Source organism: Paenibacillus sp. Soil787 (assembly GCF_001429545.1).
Classification (GTDB): domain Bacteria; phylum Bacillota; class Bacilli; order Paenibacillales; family NBRC-103111; genus Paenibacillus_E.
This window is the reverse complement of record NZ_LMSP01000019.1, coordinates 14,803-32,136: the sequence shown is the minus strand read 5'-3', so window position 1 is coordinate 32,136 and position 17,334 is coordinate 14,803. Positions and strand designations below refer to the sequence as shown.

Sequence of the window (17,334 nt, the reverse complement as noted above, 5' to 3'; positions counted from 1 at the left end):
CGTAACCGTAACCGAAATCAAAAGCCATGAAGTTCACGAATCCGCTCCACAGCTCGGACATGATGCCTAGCATGCCCTGCCATCATTTTGAGCAATCTAGCAACAGACTCTTCGCGATTATTTGTGGTAATAACTGTCCGATCAAGCGCGCTGGGCAGATATTCACACAATCCAAGGATATGCTGTCTCAAACTACGAAATAGCTGCACTTCGTATGTTATTGGCCGCGTCGAGTAATGAAGACTGATCCTCCAATCGTCCTGCGAAAAAGGATTTCCTTGGTAGGTACGCCCCGACTCCGCTAGGGCAAATTTCACTTTGTGGATGGTGACTAATTCCAAATCAATCAGATGCAAGACTTGTTCACGAATCGACCATTTACCCGGCGCTTCCGTTACATTGAGCTGTTCCTCAGACAAGCCATCTACGGCACATTCCAACTCGTCAATTCCATCAGCGTACATCTTCATAATTTCATCATCCGAAGCAAAAAGTTCCTCCCAGAAAACGAAGATATACCCATCAACGGCGGGAACAAACAGCTTATGAATATGCCCCGTTTCTTCTTCTTTTCTCAGCTCATTCCATCCGTTTTCTTGCAAGCTTTTTTCCACTTCGTTAACGGAACTAACCCCTATATAAACGAGATCCCCCGCTTGCGGGGTAGAGGTCTTAGGCTGCAACCAACGAGTTAGGCAAGCCTCTTGCAATTCATGCTCCTGCTTGGTTAGCTGAACTCTCTGTAGCAATACAACTTCATCGTTCAACCAAACGCGAAGCAATGCTGCATGACCTTCTGGCGCTGCCTCCACCAATTCCCAACCAAGCTGTTTTGTATAAAAAGTCACCGACTCCTGAAGATTATCGACCTGCAGCAGCAGCCTCGCTTTGCCTTGACTCATAGATTCTTTTCCTTTCATCAAAAAAAAATACGCTCCGTCATCATTTCGACGGAGCGTACGTATTTCCTACTTCTTGGCCGCTTTGTAGGCCTCGATATATTGAGCTGCCTTGTCAGCAACAAGGCTGTAGTTACGGGTTTTGACGGCTTCGCTAGTCAAATCGGAACCGATGCCGACGGCAACGGCGCCGGCCTGGATCCACTCGCCGAGGTTGCTCAGCGAGACGCCGCCGGTCGGCATGATGTTCGCCTGCGGCAGCGGACCTTTAATGGCCTTAATCATCGCGGGCGAATAGAGATTGCCCGGGAAGAGCTTGACGATATCGACGCCGAGCTCAAGCGCCGTCTGAATCTCTTGAATCGTCATGCATCCTGGCATGACGGGAACTCTATAACGGTTGCATAGCTCAACCGTTTTCGGGTTAAGCGATGGGCCGACGACGAACTCGGCCCCGCTGAGGATCGCGGCACGCGCCGTCTCGGGGTCAAGGGCTGTGCCCACCCCGATGATCGCGTACTTGGCCGCGTCCTGCGCTGTGCTCGAGTAGCGCTTCGCGAGCTCCTCGATAGCACGCAGCGCGAAAGGCACGGTCATTGTGACCTCGATGACCTTAATACCGCCGGCAATGGCTTGATCGGCCATTTCCACGACTTCTTCTGGCGTATCGCCACGTAGAACGGCAACGACACCTTCACTTGATATTTGTTGGATAAGTTTAATTTTTTTCATTAGAATCTACACCTTTCTATTTCAAGCATTTAACGTTCAATATGTTTAACATCGTTAAGTACAGCATCCACTTGTTCCCAAGTCGGAGCACCTTCCCAGTCACCTTCGGTCTGAACGATCAAGGATCCCACGAGGTTACCGATACGCACAGCAGCCGCATAGTCGTACTCTTTTAACAAGCCAACCAAAAAGCCCGCACAAAAACCATCACCCGCTCCAACCGTGTCAATCACATACTCCGCTTTGAAATAAGGAACTGCAGTAACGCTATCTGAGGTTACGACGTACGTCTCATTTTCTCCACCTTTGACGATGGATATCGCGGATAATTCACGCAGCTTGCTCACGATAACATCCCAGTCCTCTGTCTGGTAGAGCAGCTTCAGTTCATCTAAACCAGGCAAGAAAATATCAGACAGCTTAGCCAGTTCTAACAGCACGGGACGCGCCTCTTCTATACTCCAAAGCTTCAAACGCAAATTAGGATCAAAGCTAATCTTGACGCCATGCTTACGAGCTATGCGAACTGCTTCGAAAGCCGCCTCTTTACAAGACTCGCTCAAGGCAGGAGTGATGCCTGTGATATGCAGGATTTTGGCCCCAGCGATATAAGCTTCATCCAAATGCTTCGCACCCATCTGACTAGCTGCTGAATTTTTACGATAATAGTAGACAGACGTTTTGCCCATAAGAACTTCACGCATCATGAGCCCCGTAGGAGCTTCTGCAGTTAACTCAGCACGTGAAACATCGACGCCTTCACCACGGATTTTTTTGAAAATCATACGGCCTAATGGATCTTTGCCTAACCGTCCGAACCAGCCGACCTTGCCACCAAGACGCGATATTCCAATCGCTACATTGCTTTCTGCACCACCAAATAGGCTGTGAAGCTCAGATGAATATTCCAAACCCTTGCCACCGGAGGGCATGAGCAGTGCCATCGTTTCCCCAAATGTGATGATATCCGGGCCAGATCCTGAATGCGATTGTGTATTTGCCGTCATAGAAGCTCTCCATCCATTTCCCGATCACGCTTGTGCGTGTTCAATTAATTGAAACGTTTAAATAAATGATATACCTCATATTATAGAGCATATTGAGTGTTTAGACCAGACTTGACTTACAGCCAAGGATAAACGACTCCGTCGTCCTTCAGAGACGAGCGCGTTTGTCAAGGCAGATGCGAAGCAAAAGTATAAAACTTATACTTTTTTATCTACGAACGATAGCCTCCTCAAGCACGAGGAGGCTTTTTTTTCATATTATTTTCTGCGCTGGGCTAGGGGATAATTCTCCTTGCTTCTCTTTTAGTTTTCCTGACAGTTGCTGAGAGGTCTTCTTCAGACGTCTCAGGAAACTTTCGCTCCATTGAGGCCCCCGAGACGATCCTTTTTACCTTCTCAGGCTGCAAATCCGCTAACTCGCCTTCTCTCAGCAACTGAGAGGTCCTTTTCAGACGTCTCACGCCACATTAACTGCATTCGTGCCCCGAGACAGCCTTTTCTGCCTTCTCAGGATTCAACATGCTACTTTACTTAGAGTATCTGAAAAGTACATTTTTGACCTCTCACTTCGCTTTAGCGCCATTCTCACACTTTAGTGATGAATACATCCGTTTCCGAGGCATCCCAATAAATAAGGGGTAAGCGCGCCCAGTGATGTCGTTTCAAGTACGTGAGGGCGATCGACAGCTGCGTCTAAAAGGTTTGCCTGGAACTGCATCAGGAAGTTGTTGGCCACTGCGCCTCCGTCAACCGCCAGCTTTTGTAATTGGATGCCCGAATCCGCTTCCATGGCTTCCAGCACATCTCTCGTTTGGTAAGCCAAGGATTCTACGGCTGCACGTATAAAATGGTCCTGCGTCGTTCCACGCGTCAATCAAAAGATTGCGCCACGAGCTTCCATATCCCAGTAAGGTGCGCCTATTCCTATAAAAGCAGGCGCGAGATAGACGCCTTCCGTGCTAGCTACGGCAGCTGCATGCCTTGATCTAATGACATGGTCATCAACCTCCGAAAGTATGAAAAAGAAAACAGCAAGCTATCCCAAATGCACGCATGGTTACGTACAATTTGAAATAAACTTGCTGTTCTCCTAGGCTCCGCAGCTAAATTAAATTATAGTTTTATAATACTTAAATAGCTGGATTGTCAACATCAGGTAAGCTGCTCAAGCTTACAAACCCGTCGCTCCCGCTCCAGCCAACTCCTGCTGAAGTTCGTCATGGATATGACCATTGGTAGCAAGCACGTTCCGCACGGAAAGCCGGTATGGATTCCCAGCTGTATCGCTCACATTACCGCCGGATTCTTGAATCAACAATGAGCCTGCAGCAACATCCCATGCGCTAAGACCAATCTCCCAGAACCCGCTTAATCGTCCAGCTGCGACGTAAGCCATATGCAGCGCTGCTGACCCACCCGAGCGAAGATTCCTTACCTTTGGCGCTAAAGCCAATGTCCCTTTAAGATTGATCGGGAGCGCGCCGTCACGGTCCGCAGGGAAGCCGGTTGCTACCAAGCTCTCAGATAGCTTGCTATCGAGCGAAACCGCCGTCTTATTGCCGTGCATATAGGCGCCTTTCCCTTTTTCAGCGACGAACAACTCGTCACGCGAAGGGTCATAAACGACACCTACAATGATCTCACCTTTATGTGCCAGAGCAATCGAAACGGAGTAGAATGGAAAGCCGTGAACAAAGTTCGTCGTTCCATCAATCGGATCCACGATCCAGAGATATTCCTCATCGCTCATCGCTTGAAGTGCTTTGGCCGATGCCTCTGGCCCAGGCTCCACGCCTTCTTCACCAAGAATGGAGTGATCCGGGAAATGAGTCATAATCAAATTACGAATGAGCTTCTCCGAACCTTTATCCACCTCAGTGACCAAATCTTGCGAGGAGTACTTCGTATCCACGCGATTAATGTCCCCCAGCTTGCTCTTAATCCATTGCCCAGCCTTGGCTGCCGTATTAATAGCCACCGCTGTAAAGCTCTTACTGCCCACCACGAAAGGCTCCACCTTACTATCAACCATTTATATCAACTCTTTCTTTTCATTAATTTAATCGGTAATTCCAGTATAGTAAATTATACGTTTTAAATACTAGTACGTTTCATCCCAAAATATTCGTATAATTTTACATTTCAACTAGAAAACAGCCTGTTTTTTGCGTAAAAAAACCGTATCACCCTTAAGGCAATACGGAATTTCTTAGTATGCAGGATTAAATGCCAACGATATGATATCCGCCATCTACATAGATCACTTCACCCGTGATACCACGGGAAAGGTTACTCATCAAGAACATCGCTGTGTCGCCTACTTCAGCCGTATCCGTTGTTTTGCGCAGGGGCGCTTTCTCTTCTACTTGGCGCAAGATGGAGTTAAAGTCTTTAATGCCTTTGGCAGCCAAGGTACGAATCGGGCCAGCGGAGATACCGTTCACGCGAATGCCAAATTGGCCGAGGTCATTCGCTAGGTAGCGCACGCTAGCTTCCAGCGCTGCTTTGGCAACGCCCATGACGTTGTAGTTCTTCATCGCGCGCTCAGCGCCGAGGTAGGTCATCGTCATGATGCTGCCGCCCTCTGTCATCAGCGGGTAAATCCGTTTGGATACCGCTACAAGGGAGTAAGCGCTGATGTCATGCGCTAATGCAAAACCATCACGCGATGTGTCAACGAATAGCCCGTCCAGCTCTTCGGTTTTAGCAAAAGCAATACTATGTACGAGACCGTGAAGCACACCGAACTTCTCTTTGAGTGTAGAGGCAAGTGTTTCGATCTCAGCATCTACAGTTACGTTGCAAGGCATCAAGGTTGAGCCTGGAATCGTATCTGCGAGCTTGCGAACGCGTTCCTCAACACGCTCATTTTCAAACGTAAAAACAAGATTTGCTCCTTGTGCCGCTAAGGATTGAGCAATAGCCCAAGCGATGCTGCGGTCGTTGGCAACACCCATTACAAGTATATTTTTTCCAGTTAACAATTGACTCATGGTATTAAGAAGCCCCTCTCACAATGGATTGTGCGTCGTTCATTCCCACTCTCCAAAGTACCCCATTTTGTCCAACAATTCAAGAATTAAATCTGAATAGTTATAGCTGGATTGAGGCTTGATCGAGAACTGAAACTCCCTCTTGCATTTTGAGGTCTTCCATAAGGCGAAATAACGCTTCATCTTTCATCTTCGCTTCAATCATAATATCGAGATTTGGCGTGGTTGGCGTAATTGCACGCAGGAATGTGAAAAGAGGACCTACCTCCACGTAATCGGCATGACTTCTTGGATCCGTTTCACTTTTTGGACTTGAAACATGGATTTTCGGCGGGAGTAAGATTGCAGCCTGTTCTGACTGCTCACTCTCCTGTCTCGACCACGTTTGTCGGATCCGCGGCCAGAGATCTACCGCATCCTCTCCGTTGTTATTGACCGCATGATGATGAATATCCAACACCATGGCTGCTCCTACCTTTTCTGCAATATCCAGTGTTTCATCCGCTGTAAAGGTCTTATCATCATTCTCAAGGGTGATCCGCCTCTGAATTTCAGGGCGCAGCGTGGAAAAATTCTGAATAAATCGCTTCGCCGCTTTCTCTTTATCGCCGTAGGAACCACCTACATGAATATTGCACATGGCTTCCATACCCAGCCCCATCGCGTTCAGCATAGCCGTATGCCGCTCAAGATCCTCCACTGATTTCTTCAGCACATCTTCCTTTGGCGTACTCAGCACAGTGAAATGATCCGGATGAAAGCTTACGCGCATGCCAGATTGCTTAGCGTAGCTGCCGAGCTCTTGGAATTCCGCTGAAAGCGTGGTAATGGGGTCCCAGTCACCTAACATTTCATGCCCAATGAGTGGGATCAGCCTGGAGGAAAAACGAAAAACCATGATGTCATGCGCACGATTGTGCCTGAGCAATCTAAGCGTATTATGCAGATTTTCCGCGCCAAGTCGCTCTAGCTTCCGAATGGCCGCATCTCGGTCCAGAAGCTTGCTGAAGTTCGTGACGGTCATCGTTTTGGACGGGGATGCGTTCTTGACTACCGTCGACATAGCCACATATCCAAGGCGAATAATCATGAAAGGCTAACCTCCAAGAAGAGTATGCAAGGATAAACGGCTTATATCATCCTTATGGACGAATGCATTTGTTAAGTTGATGCAAAAATTCCTTTCATAGGGTACCCTCTGGTGCAGTCGCACATACACAACTCATCTATATTAGGACTAAATGGCTACCATGATTTTGAAGCTGATAAAAGACGAAATCGCCAGCGGCAGCAGACTTAATGCTAGCATACCGTACTTGGTGCCTCGATCTTCTTTTCGCAAACTGAGATAGTTTCCGATAAACCAAACTAACAAGTAAACGCAAAGTACCCCAGCAGCCATATACCGGTCATGGATCGCTGGAGGCGACATAAAGCCATAAAATCCAAAGATCATATAAATGAGTGCATATGGGGTTGGTATGCCTAACCCAATATTGAAAAGCCAGTAGGCAATAAATTTTCTGTCCGTCAAAAACGTTTGTCTCATCCTTTTCACGCTCCAATCTGAATATCTACTAGGTACATTGTAGTTCTTCGAGCGAGATAGAATAAGTACTAAGTTCTTGTAGTACCTATGGTGGGAGAGACCTTTTGCATGGAGGTACTTTTCCGCCTCGCGCATACTTTAGCGATGAAAAACATCACTACGGAGCGGAAAATGGACTATTTCGGCTGCAGCCTCATCATGTAAGCATGTTTTTCATCGCTATGGAGGTACTTTTCCGCCTCGCGCATACTTTAGTGATGAATAACATCATTATGGTGCAGAAAATGGACTATTCCGGCTGCAGCCTCATCATGTAAGCATGTTTTTCGTCGCTATGGAGGTACTTTTCCGCCTCGCGCATACTTTAGTGATGAAAATCATCCTTACAGAATGTAAGACGGACTATTTTGGAACTTCAAGATTACTCCAACAGTGAAAATAGCCCAAGGATAAACGACTCTATCGTCCTTCTAGGACGAGCGCTGTTTATCAAGGTAGATGCGAAAAGTTATACTTCTTTATCTACTGAAAAAGCCTGCATAAATGCAGTCTTTTCAATCGAGTCCGACGATTAGGGAGGAATTCCTGCAAATATACAGTATTATTGCAGCATTTCTGCTTGTACCTGAAAAGTAGCTGCGAAAAAGTGTATTTTTGCAGGCATTATCTTTACTGAGCTAAAGAAGAGGTAAAAAGGATGTATAAATGCAGCCATTCTACAAAAGCTGATTTGCGCTTCGTTGAAGCTCGTATCGCACGACGTTTTTGCCTGCTGCCCCTGTGATAGCAGAAAACCAACCCACCGTACAGAGCGACTGTAGCGTTCGAACGGCAGTTCTGTGATTGACCCCTAAATGAGTCATTACATCAATAGAATACAGCGGACGAGCGAGTCTGCATAGGCGGACCCAGTCGAGACGAGACGAACGGTTTCCCCCTCTCCGACACGCTGCTCGAAGCAGTCTTTATTTTGTCCCCTAATCGACTTTCATCGTTAGGCGAATTGATGAAGCTGACAAGTACAAACGACTTCGTCGTCCTTCAGGGACGAGCGCGTTTGTTCATGGTAGATGCGAAGCAAAAGTATAAAACTTATACTTTCCGGCGCAAAAAGACACCGCCCCTATCAGACGATGCCTTCTACTTTACGCTATGCGGCTATGCTTGCTCACCAAAAAACATCTCAAAAGCAAGTGAGGTCTGAATCCGAGACTCTTCCTCCGTCAAACGGCGAATGAGCTCCATCTCCACCTGCGTGACTTCATCACCTTGGAAATTGATTTCCGCGATGGACGCAACGATTCGGACAATGGCAATCGCCTGATTCTCAGGTGTGTAAGCAATGACCTTCTGACCGGTTGGGAAGACGCGGAAGCCGCTCTTCACCATTTTGCCGCGGCCGTACTCTAGAAGCTCATAGAGCTCCTGCGCGGACTTAAACTTGCAAACTGAATTGAACTCCGTTTGAAATCCCATTTGCATCTACTCCACATCAAAAGAATATTGGATACTCTGCTTCGCTGTATGCCGTTCGATAGCCAGACGAATAAGATCGTCCAGCAGCTCTGTGTATGGTTTACCGGTTTCTTTCCATAGCAGCGGGTACATGCTGAATGGTGTGAAGCCCGGCATCGTATTGATTTCGTTGATATAGATTTTCTGATCGATTTTGCCTAAGAAAAAATCAACACGCGATAAGCCGCTGCCATCCACTGCCAAGAAGGCTTGAAGCGCCAGCTGCCTGATCTGTTCGGCTGTTTCGGCGGGGATGTCTGCAGGAATAACCATCGCTGATTTGCCGTCCATATATTTCGCTTTGTAATCGTAAAATTCGTTTGAGGACACGATTTCACCAGCAACAGAAGCGATAGGTTCATCATTGCCCAAAACGGCCACTTCGATCTCGCGGGCATCGATATTCTCTTCAATAATAACTTTACGATCATATTGAAAAGCGAAATTGACTGCTTTAATTAATTCTACTTGATTTCTTGCTTTGGAAATACCGACACTCGAGCCTAGATTAGCCGGCTTCACGAAACACGGATAACCGATAGCCGTTTCGAGTTCGATCAGGTGATATGCACGGTTCTTTTCCCACTCGGTACAAGTGAAATGGCGGAAAACACATTGAGGAAGCCCTTCTTGTGCGAAGACCTTTTTCATCATGACTTTATCCATCCCGACAGCTGATGCAAGCACGCCTGCACCTACATATGGAATGTTCGCCATTTCAAGCAGTCCTTGAATGGTCCCATCTTCACCGAATGTTCCGTGTAAAAGCGGGAAAATGACATCTAAGCCTGTGTCCTTCGTGCCAGCTGTACTAGTTGCAGCAATAGCCACATCACCTTTTGTCTGAATAGCCCCGAATATGGGTGCCAAAGCATTGGAAGCAGGTACGGCTGCAGCGGTTTCTCCACTGCTAAATGTCAGTACTTCCTTGGATTCAGCCGGACCTAATAGGGGTGCACCGCTTCGCCATTCGCCTTTTTTGGAAATATAGAACGGTGTGATCTCGTATTTATTGAAGTCCACAGCTTTCATAACCGCCAGTGCTGTTTGCAAGGACACGTCATGCTCTCCGGATTTCCCCCCATAAATTAGTCCAATTCGTATTTTGCCGCTCATTACGTACCTCCGTCTAGTATTTGCGTTTTCTCTTCCTATTACATCTGATCAGCGACCCGAACGAAAACGTACCTCGTCCTCTCTGTCCAAGCAGGTGAATCCTTATAAGCCCAATAGCGATTACGGCTATTATATGTATGCGCATTAACCAGCGGCATCCCGTTAGCATCTTTGCCTATCACAATCGTATTGTGCTGATAGCGGCCATCGCCATCCCAGTCGTAGCTAATTGTATCTCCCGGTTGAAGCTCGCTCGGATCATCCACCGCATGCCCTTGCAGACCTCTGCGGCTATGGGAAAGGAATGTTTGCAGACTGTTGGCAACAGCCCAACTAAAGCTCCAAAGCTCTTGATTGCCTTTTTTGCCAGCATACCACCAGCCCAAATCCCTTTTCCCAGTATAGTCCATTGGAGCCCCGCCTGCAAAGAGGCATTGCGATACAAAATTCGTACAGTCGACTTCAAATTCCTCGTATTTCGGATTCGGGGTTTGCCACCAAGTTTCTGCATAGAGGGCCGCTTTGGCACGATTATAAATGATTTTGCGAGGAGCTGATTCCTGAGCACCGCTGTTGAGTATACTATGATTGATATAAGGAAGTGAGGGCGCTCTGCGGAGCTCATCCATAGACGCTTCAGGATCAGACAAAAAGAGGCCTCGGCGCTTGCTCGGAAGCGACTTTTCTCCGTGAAGTGGCTCTGTGGATCTAACCTGCCAGCGGTTCGCCGCGCTATCAATGAATACACGTTCAGGTTCAATACGTTCCTCTAGATGTTCGATGGACCCAATCCGGTAATTTAGAAATCGATGTAATTGGATATCCGCGATAATCATTTGGGACGATTCTTTAACACCAGTAAGACGCAGCTTCGTTTCTCCACGCAGCAATTTGGCATCACGGTCACGGTAGCTATTAAGGAGCCTTCGTACCTTGACATCCTGTTTCCGTACATAAGCGCTGTCTGAGACATAAGCTTCCAACGGTGCAGCAGAGCCTTCAATCTCTGCCTGGTTCTTAGCGTGAACGTAGTTATAGAGCGCTGTTTTCCAGGACATCTTGGTATCCTCCTTAGGACGAGCCCGAATTGCTTTGAATTGATTCAATATATGACATTTTGACGGTAAAAATGATTGAAATTAATCTTTACTCATACACAGCGAAACGCTATACTTGGAGTAGAGGGATTTATGAAATTGAGTTTCACTAGATGAAACCAATGTCAATATTATTGAGGAGGAATTACCATGTCCAAAAAGGACTCTTTTTCTGTGCGTAAGCAGTTAACTGTGGGAACCAAATCGTTCCAGTATTACAGCCTTCCTGACTTTGAAAATCAAGGCCACGGAACCGTTAGCAATCTGCCTGTCTCCATTCGCGTTTTGCTCGAGGCGGCTATTCGTCAATTCGACGGTCGTGCCATTACGAGTGAACACGTTAAACAAATCGCTGGTTGGGCTGAAGGCCGCGATGAGAACAAAGAAATTCCTTTCATTCCTGCCCGTATCGTTCTTCAGGATTTCACAGGCGTTCCCGTCGTCGTTGACCTTGCGGCAATGCGTGCGACGATGGCTCGTGAAGGCGGAGATCCAAAACGGATCAACCCACTCGTTCCTGTAGACCTTGTTATTGACCACTCTGTTATGGTCGATGCTTTCGGAACCCCGGATGCACTGGACTATAACATTAACCTAGAGTTCGAAAGAAACGAAGAGCGTTACCGTTTCCTACGTTGGGCACAAACGGCATTCGATAACTTCCGTGCAGTTCCACCTTCAACTGGGATCGTTCACCAAGTTAACTTAGAGTACCTGGCTTCCGTAGCAGCTACGAAAACGGTCGATGGCGAAACGGTTGTTTACCCTGATTCCCTCGTAGGTACAGATTCCCATACGACAATGATCAATGGACTTGGTGTTGTAGGTTGGGGCGTAGGCGGTATTGAAGCTGAGGCTGGTATGCTTGGACAACCGCTTTACTTCGTAGCTCCAGACGTTGTTGGTTTCAAATTGACAGGTCATCTGTCAGAAGGCGCTACAGCAACTGACTTGGCTCTGACTGTTACACAAATTTTGCGTAAAAAAGGCGTTGTTGGTAAATTCGTTGAGTTCTTCGGTCCTGGTCTGAGCAACATCTCCTTGGCTGACCGTGCAACCGTAGCGAACATGGCTCCTGAGTACGGCGCAACAATCGGTTTCTTCCCAGTCGACAACGAAACGTTGAACTACCTGAGAAGTACAGGTCGTGACGCAGATCAAATCGCACTCGTAGAAGCTTACTACAAAGCACAAGGTATGTTCCGTACAGACAGCACACCAGATCCTCAGTTCACTGATGTAATTGAACTTGATCTTGGCGCAGTAGTACCAAGCTTAGCTGGTCCTAAACGTCCGCAAGACCGTGTTGAGCTTACGAACATGAAGGAGTCTTTCAACTCCATCATCCGTACACCTATCGACAAAGGCGGCTATGGCCTTACCGATGAGAAAATCGAAGAAGTCGTTGATGTTGTTTATCCAAACGGCGAAACTGTCAAAATGGGCACAGGTTCAGTTGTCATCGCGGCAATCACTTCCTGTACAAACACATCGAACCCGAGCGTTATGCTAGGTGCCGGACTTGTGGCGAAAAAAGCGGTAGCTCGCGGTTTAAGAAAACCAGCTTTCGTTAAGAGCTCATTGACACCAGGCTCCCTGGTTGTTACCGAGTACCTGATTAAAGCAGGCTTGCTTGAGTCCCTTGAAGCTCTTGGTTTCCACGTTGCAGGTTACGGCTGCGCAACTTGTATCGGTAACTCCGGTCCGCTTCCAGAAGAAGTAAGCAAAGCCATCATCGACAACGATATGACTGTAGCTGCCGTTATCTCCGGTAACCGTAACTTCGAAGGCCGCGTACATGCTCAAGTGAAAGCAAACTACCTGGGATCACCTCCGCTTGTTGTTGCCTATGCACTTGCAGGAACAGTGAACATTGATTTGGCTAACGATCCTATCGGCTACGACCAAAGCAATCAACCTGTTTACCTCAAAGACATTTGGCCTACAAACCAAGAGATTCAAGAAGCTCTTGGGATTGCAATGAGTGCAGACATGTTCCGCGATAAATACAGCAACGTATTCCGTGCGAATGAGCGCTTCAATCAAATCGCAATTCCGGAAGGCGATCTGTACGAGTTCGACAACAAATCCACCTACATTCAAGAGCCTCCGTTCTTCACAGATCTGGGTACGGTTCTGGATGATATCGCAGATATTCGCAATGCCAAAACATTAGCACTCTTGGAAGATTCCGTTACAACGGACCATATCTCCCCTGCCGGTAACATCAAAGTTGACAGCCCTGGAGGCCAATACCTGATTAACCATGGTGTGAAAAAAGAAGACTTCAACTCCTACGGTTCCCGTCGTGGTAACCACGAAGTGATGATGCGCGGAACGTTCGCGAACATCCGTATTCGTAACCAAGTGGCACCAGGAACAGAAGGCGGCGTAACGACTTACCTGCCAACTGGCGAAGTTGAATCCATCTACGATGCTTCCATGAAGTATCAAGCTGAAGGCCAAAACCTCGTAGTTATCGCGGGTAAAGAGTACGGAACTGGAAGCTCCCGTGACTGGGCGGCAAAAGGTACATTCCTACTTGGCGTCAAAGCCGTTATCGCGGAAAGCTTCGAGCGTATTCACCGCAGTAACCTTGTTGGTATGGGTGTTCTTCCTCTTCAATTCCTTGAAGGGAATGGTTGGAAAACACTAGGTATCACAGGTCGTGAAACTTTCGATATCACTGGTTTGAGCAACGATGTACAACCAGGTTCCACTGTAAAAGTAACTGCTACTCGTGAAGATGGCACAAGCTTCGAATTCACCGCACTCGTGCGTTTGGATAGCTTGGTTGACGTAGACTACTATCGCAATGGCGGTATTCTGCAAACCGTTCTTCGTTCGATCCTTGCTGAGAAAAACTAATACAGCAAAATACATTTTAAACACAGCAAAAGTCCGGGATTGCCTTTATGGCGGTCTCGGGCTTTTTATTTTATTTGAGTCAAAATCAGCTGTAGTTAGGCCCATCTCGCAAATGAAAATCTCTTACGGCGCCAATGATTTGACTTACATTTCCAATAACTGTGGGTTGAGCCTCCCCTCCTCGGCACCTATACTGATAGAACGAAAGGGGAGATGAAGATGAAGTTGATCAAAAAACTCGTCCTTGTCGTGCTGTTTGCTTCGATTGGCCTAGGTTTTAACGTAAGTGCATTGAGCCAACCGACATCTGCGGCAGAGGCTACATTGAAGCAAGGCAGTCAAAACGGTGACGTCTGGGACGCTCAGTTCCGACTCGAGACTTTAGGCTATTATCAGCAATCAATGGATGGCAAATATGGTCCGATTACGGCCGCTGCTGTTCGCAATTTTCAATATAATTATGGTCTAACCGTTGACGGCATGATTGGAGCGAAAACATGGGAGGCTTTACGCAACTATTCGGTGAATCAAGCTGAATTGGACATGTTGGCGAAAGTGATTTACAGCGAGGCGCGCGGTGAATCCTATGAAGGACAAGTGGCCGTTGGGGCCGTTGTCATGAATCGTCTGCAATCGAGTAAGTTCCCGACTTCCATTCAAGGCATTATATTTGAACCTGGGGCCTTTACAGCCGTTAGTGACGGGCAGTACTGGCTGAAGCCCGATAAGACGGCCTACATGGCCGCGCAGGACGCTGTTCGGGGCTGGGACCCTACCAAGGGTGCCCTGTATTATTTTAATCCTGATACGGCAACGAGCGCTTGGATCTGGTCACGTCCGCAGACTGTGCGGATTGGGCATCATATTTTTGCTAGGTAAGAAAAAGATGCAAGGATAAACGACTCCGTCGTCCTTCAGGGACGAGCGCGTTTGTCAAGGTAGATACGAAGCAAAAGTATAAAACTTAGTACGCTTATCTACTAAAAACAGTAAACACCTCTACCGAAAGCAGCTCCATAGTGAGCAACCTCGCGTAGAGGTGTTTTTCATTTTGATGTAAAATGTACATCAATTTATGAGTTAATTGAATGATTCACGATCACTACCTGCAGAAAGTACATCAAATTAGACCACAATGGGCAAAATGATCACTTTTCCCGCAAATTAGATGTAGGAAATACAGTTCGTTATCAAATCATTGCTCTCTTTAAGAAATTTGATGTACAAAATGCATGATAGCTCTTCATGACGCCCCTTTGGTGGCTTAAGAGTTATGTAGACTCCTCATACCAAGGATTCAAATGAACCAGCACCTCATCCACATCACTATGCGATTCTTTGATCTTTTGCTTAATAAGGCGGCTAATGTCATGGCCTTCTTGAATGGTTAATTTGCCTGAAACAGCAAGTCTGGCGTCAACTAGTATGTAATGTCCGTGCTCGCGGGCGCGCAGACGGTCGATCCGTTTGACCTCTGGGACAGATCGGATCAATGCCGCGTATTGTTCAATGTACGCCGTGCTTACACTGCGCTCCATGAGAATGTCGAAAGATTCGCTGCCCATTTCATACGCCAATTTCAGCACTAAAAAAGAAACGATGATACCAGCTACAGGGTCGCCATAAGCCAATATGCTATAGCCGTAGTGATCCCCGATTAAGGCCAAACCTATGCCGATCGAAGCTGCAATCGAAGCATATACATCGGCTAAATGATCATAAGCAGTAGCTATTAATCCTTTGCTGTTGACCTTTTGGCCGATACGCTTCGTGTAGACATAAAGAATTTGCTTCCAAACTAGCGAGATAATCGCCGCGATAAATGCAATGACATGCGCCTCCCCCGCTGGCGCAAATAACGCATGAATAGAGTGGTAGCTCATGTAAATGGCTGCTCCACCCAAGATGATAGCGACAATGAAAGCTCCGAGCACCTCGGCTTTGCCATGCCCGTAAGGATGATCAACATCCGCTGGTTTGGAGGAAACGCGCATCGAGCTATAAGCCGTTGCGGTCGCAATGACATCTCCCGCGTTATGGATGCCGTCGGCGATAAGCACTTGGCTTTTGAAATTGAGGCCGACGATGATTTTGATGGCGGTCAGCACGATATTGCTGGCAAGACTGATCCAGATCGCCAGCATCGAGGCTGTCTTATTCATCACTTGCCACTTCCTTTCCCTCTTCTAGTATGACCTCCTAGAAGCAAAGCATCCGTCATCCTGACGACGGATGACGGGTAGGCCTCGGCTTCGCGTCAGCACGAAGCCGAATAAATGGGCGAACGAGCATACGAGCAAGGGGGACAAACGATCCAAAACCACGCGAAAGGGAACAACGATTCGATATAATGTCTAAAAGTCGCTAAAAGGCTACCTCGGCGGAACGTCGATGTCTTATTCCCTCTTTGAAGGCTGTATTTCACCCAAAAATGGCAAAATAGCGCACCCATATTCCCCCAATTCTCAAAAAGAAAGGTATTTCGATGAATAGCGCATCGTAGTTCCTCTTCGCTCATATTCAACCAAAGATAAACGACTCCGTCGTCCTTCTGGGACGAGCTTGTTTGTCAAGACTGATGACGCGAAGTGTAATAAACCTTATACTTTCTGCCCTGAAAATTAAAAATTTTTATTCATCAGTGGTGCCGCAACCCGGCATGGATGTCTTATCTACGAACAAAACAACGATGCGCTAACGCAGCATCGTTCCCATACGCCGCGCCGCCTCTACAATGAGCGGCGCCTGCTCTTGCATCAGCTCCAGCGTAAGCCGGTTCGCTGGACCCGAGACCGCGAGGGCGGCCACGAGCCGGCCGCCGCGGTCCAGAACCGGTGCGGACACAGCCGCCGCACCGGGTTCGCGCTCTTCGACGCTCGTGGCGAAGCCAGCGCGTCGGGTGTCGCTGAGCTGCTGCAGGAACGCAGTCTGATCTAGCCCAGTCGGCCAATCGGCCGAGGCTAGAAGCTGCTCCTGCAGCGCTGGCTCAGCGAAGGCGACGAGCACCTTGCTCGAGGCGCCGACGTATAAGGGCATTCGTGCCCCAACGGGGGCAACGCGGCGAATGGCATGGTTGCTCTGTACGGCTTGGACGCGCACGCGTACCAGGCCGTCCTGAACGTACAGCGAGATGGTCTCGCCGAGTTGATCGCGCAGCCGTTCCATTTCCGGCAGCAGAATGATGCCGGGGTCTCCCTCTTTGGAGAGATTAGCGGACAACTCCCATAGCCGATAACCGAGTCTATATTTATCCGTCGAGCCATCGCGCATGATGAATCCTTTGCCTTCAAGGGATGCCAGAAGGCGGTGCACCGTGCTTTTATGAAGCTGGGCACGACTTGCTATTTCGGTCAGCGTCAATTCCGATGCCCCGGTGAAACAAAGCATAATATCTAAAGCGCGCTCTACAGCACGCACCGTCAACTTGCCATCTTCCATCGTTTCCACCACTTTCATCCGTGTGAAAAAAAGTTTCACTATATGAAACACAGTTATATTCAGTATAACGAAACTCTTTTAACCCGTAAAGGAGAGACTTTGCTCTTGACCAAAGATCCC

The 17,334-nt window shown here is 47.8% G+C and carries 15 protein-coding genes and 1 pseudogene; 3 read left to right on the top strand and 13 right to left on the bottom strand.

The features are described from left to right. Positions 1-17: 17 nt before the first annotated feature. From ASG93_RS18275 to ASG93_RS18240, 8 genes and pseudogenes are all read right to left on the bottom strand, one after another. A complete protein-coding gene (locus tag ASG93_RS18275) occupies positions 18-902 on the bottom strand; it encodes a DinB family protein (RefSeq protein ID WP_056834001.1) in 885 nt (294 codons plus the stop codon). Positions 903-968: 66 nt separating this feature from the next. Further along, positions 969-1,631 (bottom strand): bifunctional 2-keto-4-hydroxyglutarate aldolase/2-keto-3-deoxy-6-phosphogluconate aldolase, encoded by a 663-nt coding sequence (locus tag ASG93_RS18270; protein ID WP_056833998.1) that lies wholly within the window; start codon positions 1,629-1,631, stop codon positions 969-971. A 29-nt stretch (positions 1,632-1,660) separates the two neighbouring features. Then, a complete protein-coding gene (locus ASG93_RS18265) occupies positions 1,661-2,638 on the bottom strand; it encodes a sugar kinase (RefSeq protein ID WP_056833996.1) in 978 nt (325 codons plus the stop codon). A gap of 622 nt (positions 2,639-3,260) precedes the next feature. Continuing rightward, positions 3,261-3,617 (bottom strand): annotated as a pseudogene (locus tag ASG93_RS18260) (FGGY-family carbohydrate kinase); the annotation flags it as partial. A 192-nt stretch (positions 3,618-3,809) separates the two neighbouring features. Further along, positions 3,810-4,670 carry an inositol monophosphatase family protein gene (locus ASG93_RS18255; RefSeq protein WP_056833993.1) on the bottom strand — a complete coding sequence of 287 codons (861 nt, stop codon included), beginning with the start codon at positions 4,668-4,670 and terminating at the stop codon, positions 3,810-3,812. A 190-nt stretch (positions 4,671-4,860) separates the two neighbouring features. Further along, a complete protein-coding gene (fabI, locus tag ASG93_RS18250) occupies positions 4,861-5,631 on the bottom strand; it encodes an enoyl-ACP reductase FabI (protein ID WP_029194483.1) in 771 nt (256 codons plus the stop codon). Positions 5,632-5,731: 100 nt separating this feature from the next. Next, a complete protein-coding gene (uvsE, locus tag ASG93_RS18245; RefSeq protein WP_056833991.1) occupies positions 5,732-6,721 on the bottom strand; it encodes a UV DNA damage repair endonuclease UvsE in 990 nt (329 codons plus the stop codon). Between the two features lie 147 nt (positions 6,722-6,868). Next, positions 6,869-7,180 (bottom strand): hypothetical protein, encoded by a 312-nt coding sequence (locus ASG93_RS18240; protein WP_056833988.1) that lies wholly within the window; start codon positions 7,178-7,180, stop codon positions 6,869-6,871. A 104-nt stretch (positions 7,181-7,284) separates the two neighbouring features. Between ASG93_RS18240 and ASG93_RS18235 the strand changes: the two genes are divergently transcribed. After that, the gene (locus ASG93_RS18235; RefSeq protein WP_056833986.1) at positions 7,285-7,497 is read left to right on the top strand and encodes a hypothetical protein; all 213 of its coding nucleotides are present in this window, start codon (positions 7,285-7,287) and stop codon (positions 7,495-7,497) included. Positions 7,498-8,338: 841 nt separating this feature from the next. Here ASG93_RS18235 and ASG93_RS18230 read toward each other — a convergent pair. Genes ASG93_RS18230 through ASG93_RS18220 form a run of 3 tightly spaced genes read right to left on the bottom strand, consistent with a single transcriptional unit; the run spans position 8,339 to position 10,869 of the window. Continuing rightward, a complete protein-coding gene (locus ASG93_RS18230; RefSeq protein ID WP_029194487.1) occupies positions 8,339-8,656 on the bottom strand; it encodes a hypothetical protein in 318 nt (105 codons plus the stop codon). A 6-nt stretch (positions 8,657-8,662) separates the two neighbouring features. Beyond that, positions 8,663-9,811 (bottom strand): D-alanine--D-alanine ligase, encoded by a 1,149-nt coding sequence (locus ASG93_RS18225; RefSeq protein WP_056833985.1) that lies wholly within the window; start codon positions 9,809-9,811, stop codon positions 8,663-8,665. Positions 9,812-9,849: 38 nt separating this feature from the next. After that, positions 9,850-10,869, bottom strand: coding sequence for an amidase domain-containing protein (locus ASG93_RS18220; RefSeq protein WP_056833983.1), 1,020 nt, complete (start codon positions 10,867-10,869; stop codon positions 9,850-9,852). Between the two features lie 189 nt (positions 10,870-11,058). On the opposite strand from ASG93_RS18220, the gene acnA reads away from it, so the two are divergent. Continuing rightward, positions 11,059-13,776 carry an aconitate hydratase AcnA gene (gene acnA / locus ASG93_RS18215; RefSeq protein WP_056833981.1) on the top strand — a complete coding sequence of 906 codons (2,718 nt, stop codon included), beginning with the start codon at positions 11,059-11,061 and terminating at the stop codon, positions 13,774-13,776. Between the two features lie 219 nt (positions 13,777-13,995). After that, entirely contained in the window at positions 13,996-14,655 is a 660-nt protein-coding gene (gene sleB / locus ASG93_RS18210) for a spore cortex-lytic enzyme (protein ID WP_056833979.1), read from the top strand. A 392-nt stretch (positions 14,656-15,047) separates the two neighbouring features. Here the strand turns inward: sleB and ASG93_RS18205 are convergent, their stop codons facing one another. Both ASG93_RS18205 and ASG93_RS18200 read right to left on the bottom strand, forming a co-directional pair. Next, the gene (locus ASG93_RS18205) at positions 15,048-15,938 is read right to left on the bottom strand and encodes a cation diffusion facilitator family transporter (RefSeq protein WP_056833978.1); all 891 of its coding nucleotides are present in this window, start codon (positions 15,936-15,938) and stop codon (positions 15,048-15,050) included. A 532-nt stretch (positions 15,939-16,470) separates the two neighbouring features. Then, on the bottom strand, positions 16,471-17,214 hold the full coding sequence (locus ASG93_RS18200) for an IclR family transcriptional regulator (RefSeq protein ID WP_056833975.1): 744 nt from the start codon (positions 17,212-17,214) through the stop codon (positions 16,471-16,473). Positions 17,215-17,334 lie beyond the last annotated feature (120 nt).

What these genes read in the sequence shown, in the direction of transcription:
- ASG93_RS18230 (WP_029194487.1), bottom strand. Translation starts at nt 8,656, where the DNA reads ATGGGATTTCAAACGGAGTTCAATTCAGTTTGCAAGTTTAAGTCCGCG.
- ASG93_RS18255 (WP_056833993.1), bottom strand. Translation starts at nt 4,670, where the DNA reads ATGGTTGATAGTAAGGTGGAGCCTTTCGTGGTGGGCAGTAAGAGCTTT.
- ASG93_RS18205 (WP_056833978.1), bottom strand. Translation starts at nt 15,938, where the DNA reads ATGAATAAGACAGCCTCGATGCTGGCGATCTGGATCAGTCTTGCCAGC.
- acnA (WP_056833981.1), top strand. Translation starts at nt 11,059, where the DNA reads ATGTCCAAAAAGGACTCTTTTTCTGTGCGTAAGCAGTTAACTGTGGGA.
- ASG93_RS18240 (WP_056833988.1), bottom strand. Translation starts at nt 7,180, where the DNA reads ATGAGACAAACGTTTTTGACGGACAGAAAATTTATTGCCTACTGGCTT.
- fabI (WP_029194483.1), bottom strand. Translation starts at nt 5,631, where the DNA reads ATGAGTCAATTGTTAACTGGAAAAAATATACTTGTAATGGGTGTTGCC.
- ASG93_RS18275 (WP_056834001.1), bottom strand. Translation starts at nt 902, where the DNA reads ATGAGTCAAGGCAAAGCGAGGCTGCTGCTGCAGGTCGATAATCTTCAG.
- ASG93_RS18200 (WP_056833975.1), bottom strand. Translation starts at nt 17,214, where the DNA reads ATGGAAGATGGCAAGTTGACGGTGCGTGCTGTAGAGCGCGCTTTAGAT.
- sleB (WP_056833979.1), top strand. Translation starts at nt 13,996, where the DNA reads ATGAAGTTGATCAAAAAACTCGTCCTTGTCGTGCTGTTTGCTTCGATT.
- ASG93_RS18225 (WP_056833985.1), bottom strand. Translation starts at nt 9,811, where the DNA reads ATGAGCGGCAAAATACGAATTGGACTAATTTATGGGGGGAAATCCGGA.
- ASG93_RS18265 (WP_056833996.1), bottom strand. Translation starts at nt 2,638, where the DNA reads ATGACGGCAAATACACAATCGCATTCAGGATCTGGCCCGGATATCATC.
- ASG93_RS18220 (WP_056833983.1), bottom strand. Translation starts at nt 10,869, where the DNA reads ATGTCCTGGAAAACAGCGCTCTATAACTACGTTCACGCTAAGAACCAG.
- ASG93_RS18270 (WP_056833998.1), bottom strand. Translation starts at nt 1,631, where the DNA reads ATGAAAAAAATTAAACTTATCCAACAAATATCAAGTGAAGGTGTCGTT.
- uvsE (WP_056833991.1), bottom strand. Translation starts at nt 6,721, where the DNA reads ATGATTATTCGCCTTGGATATGTGGCTATGTCGACGGTAGTCAAGAAC.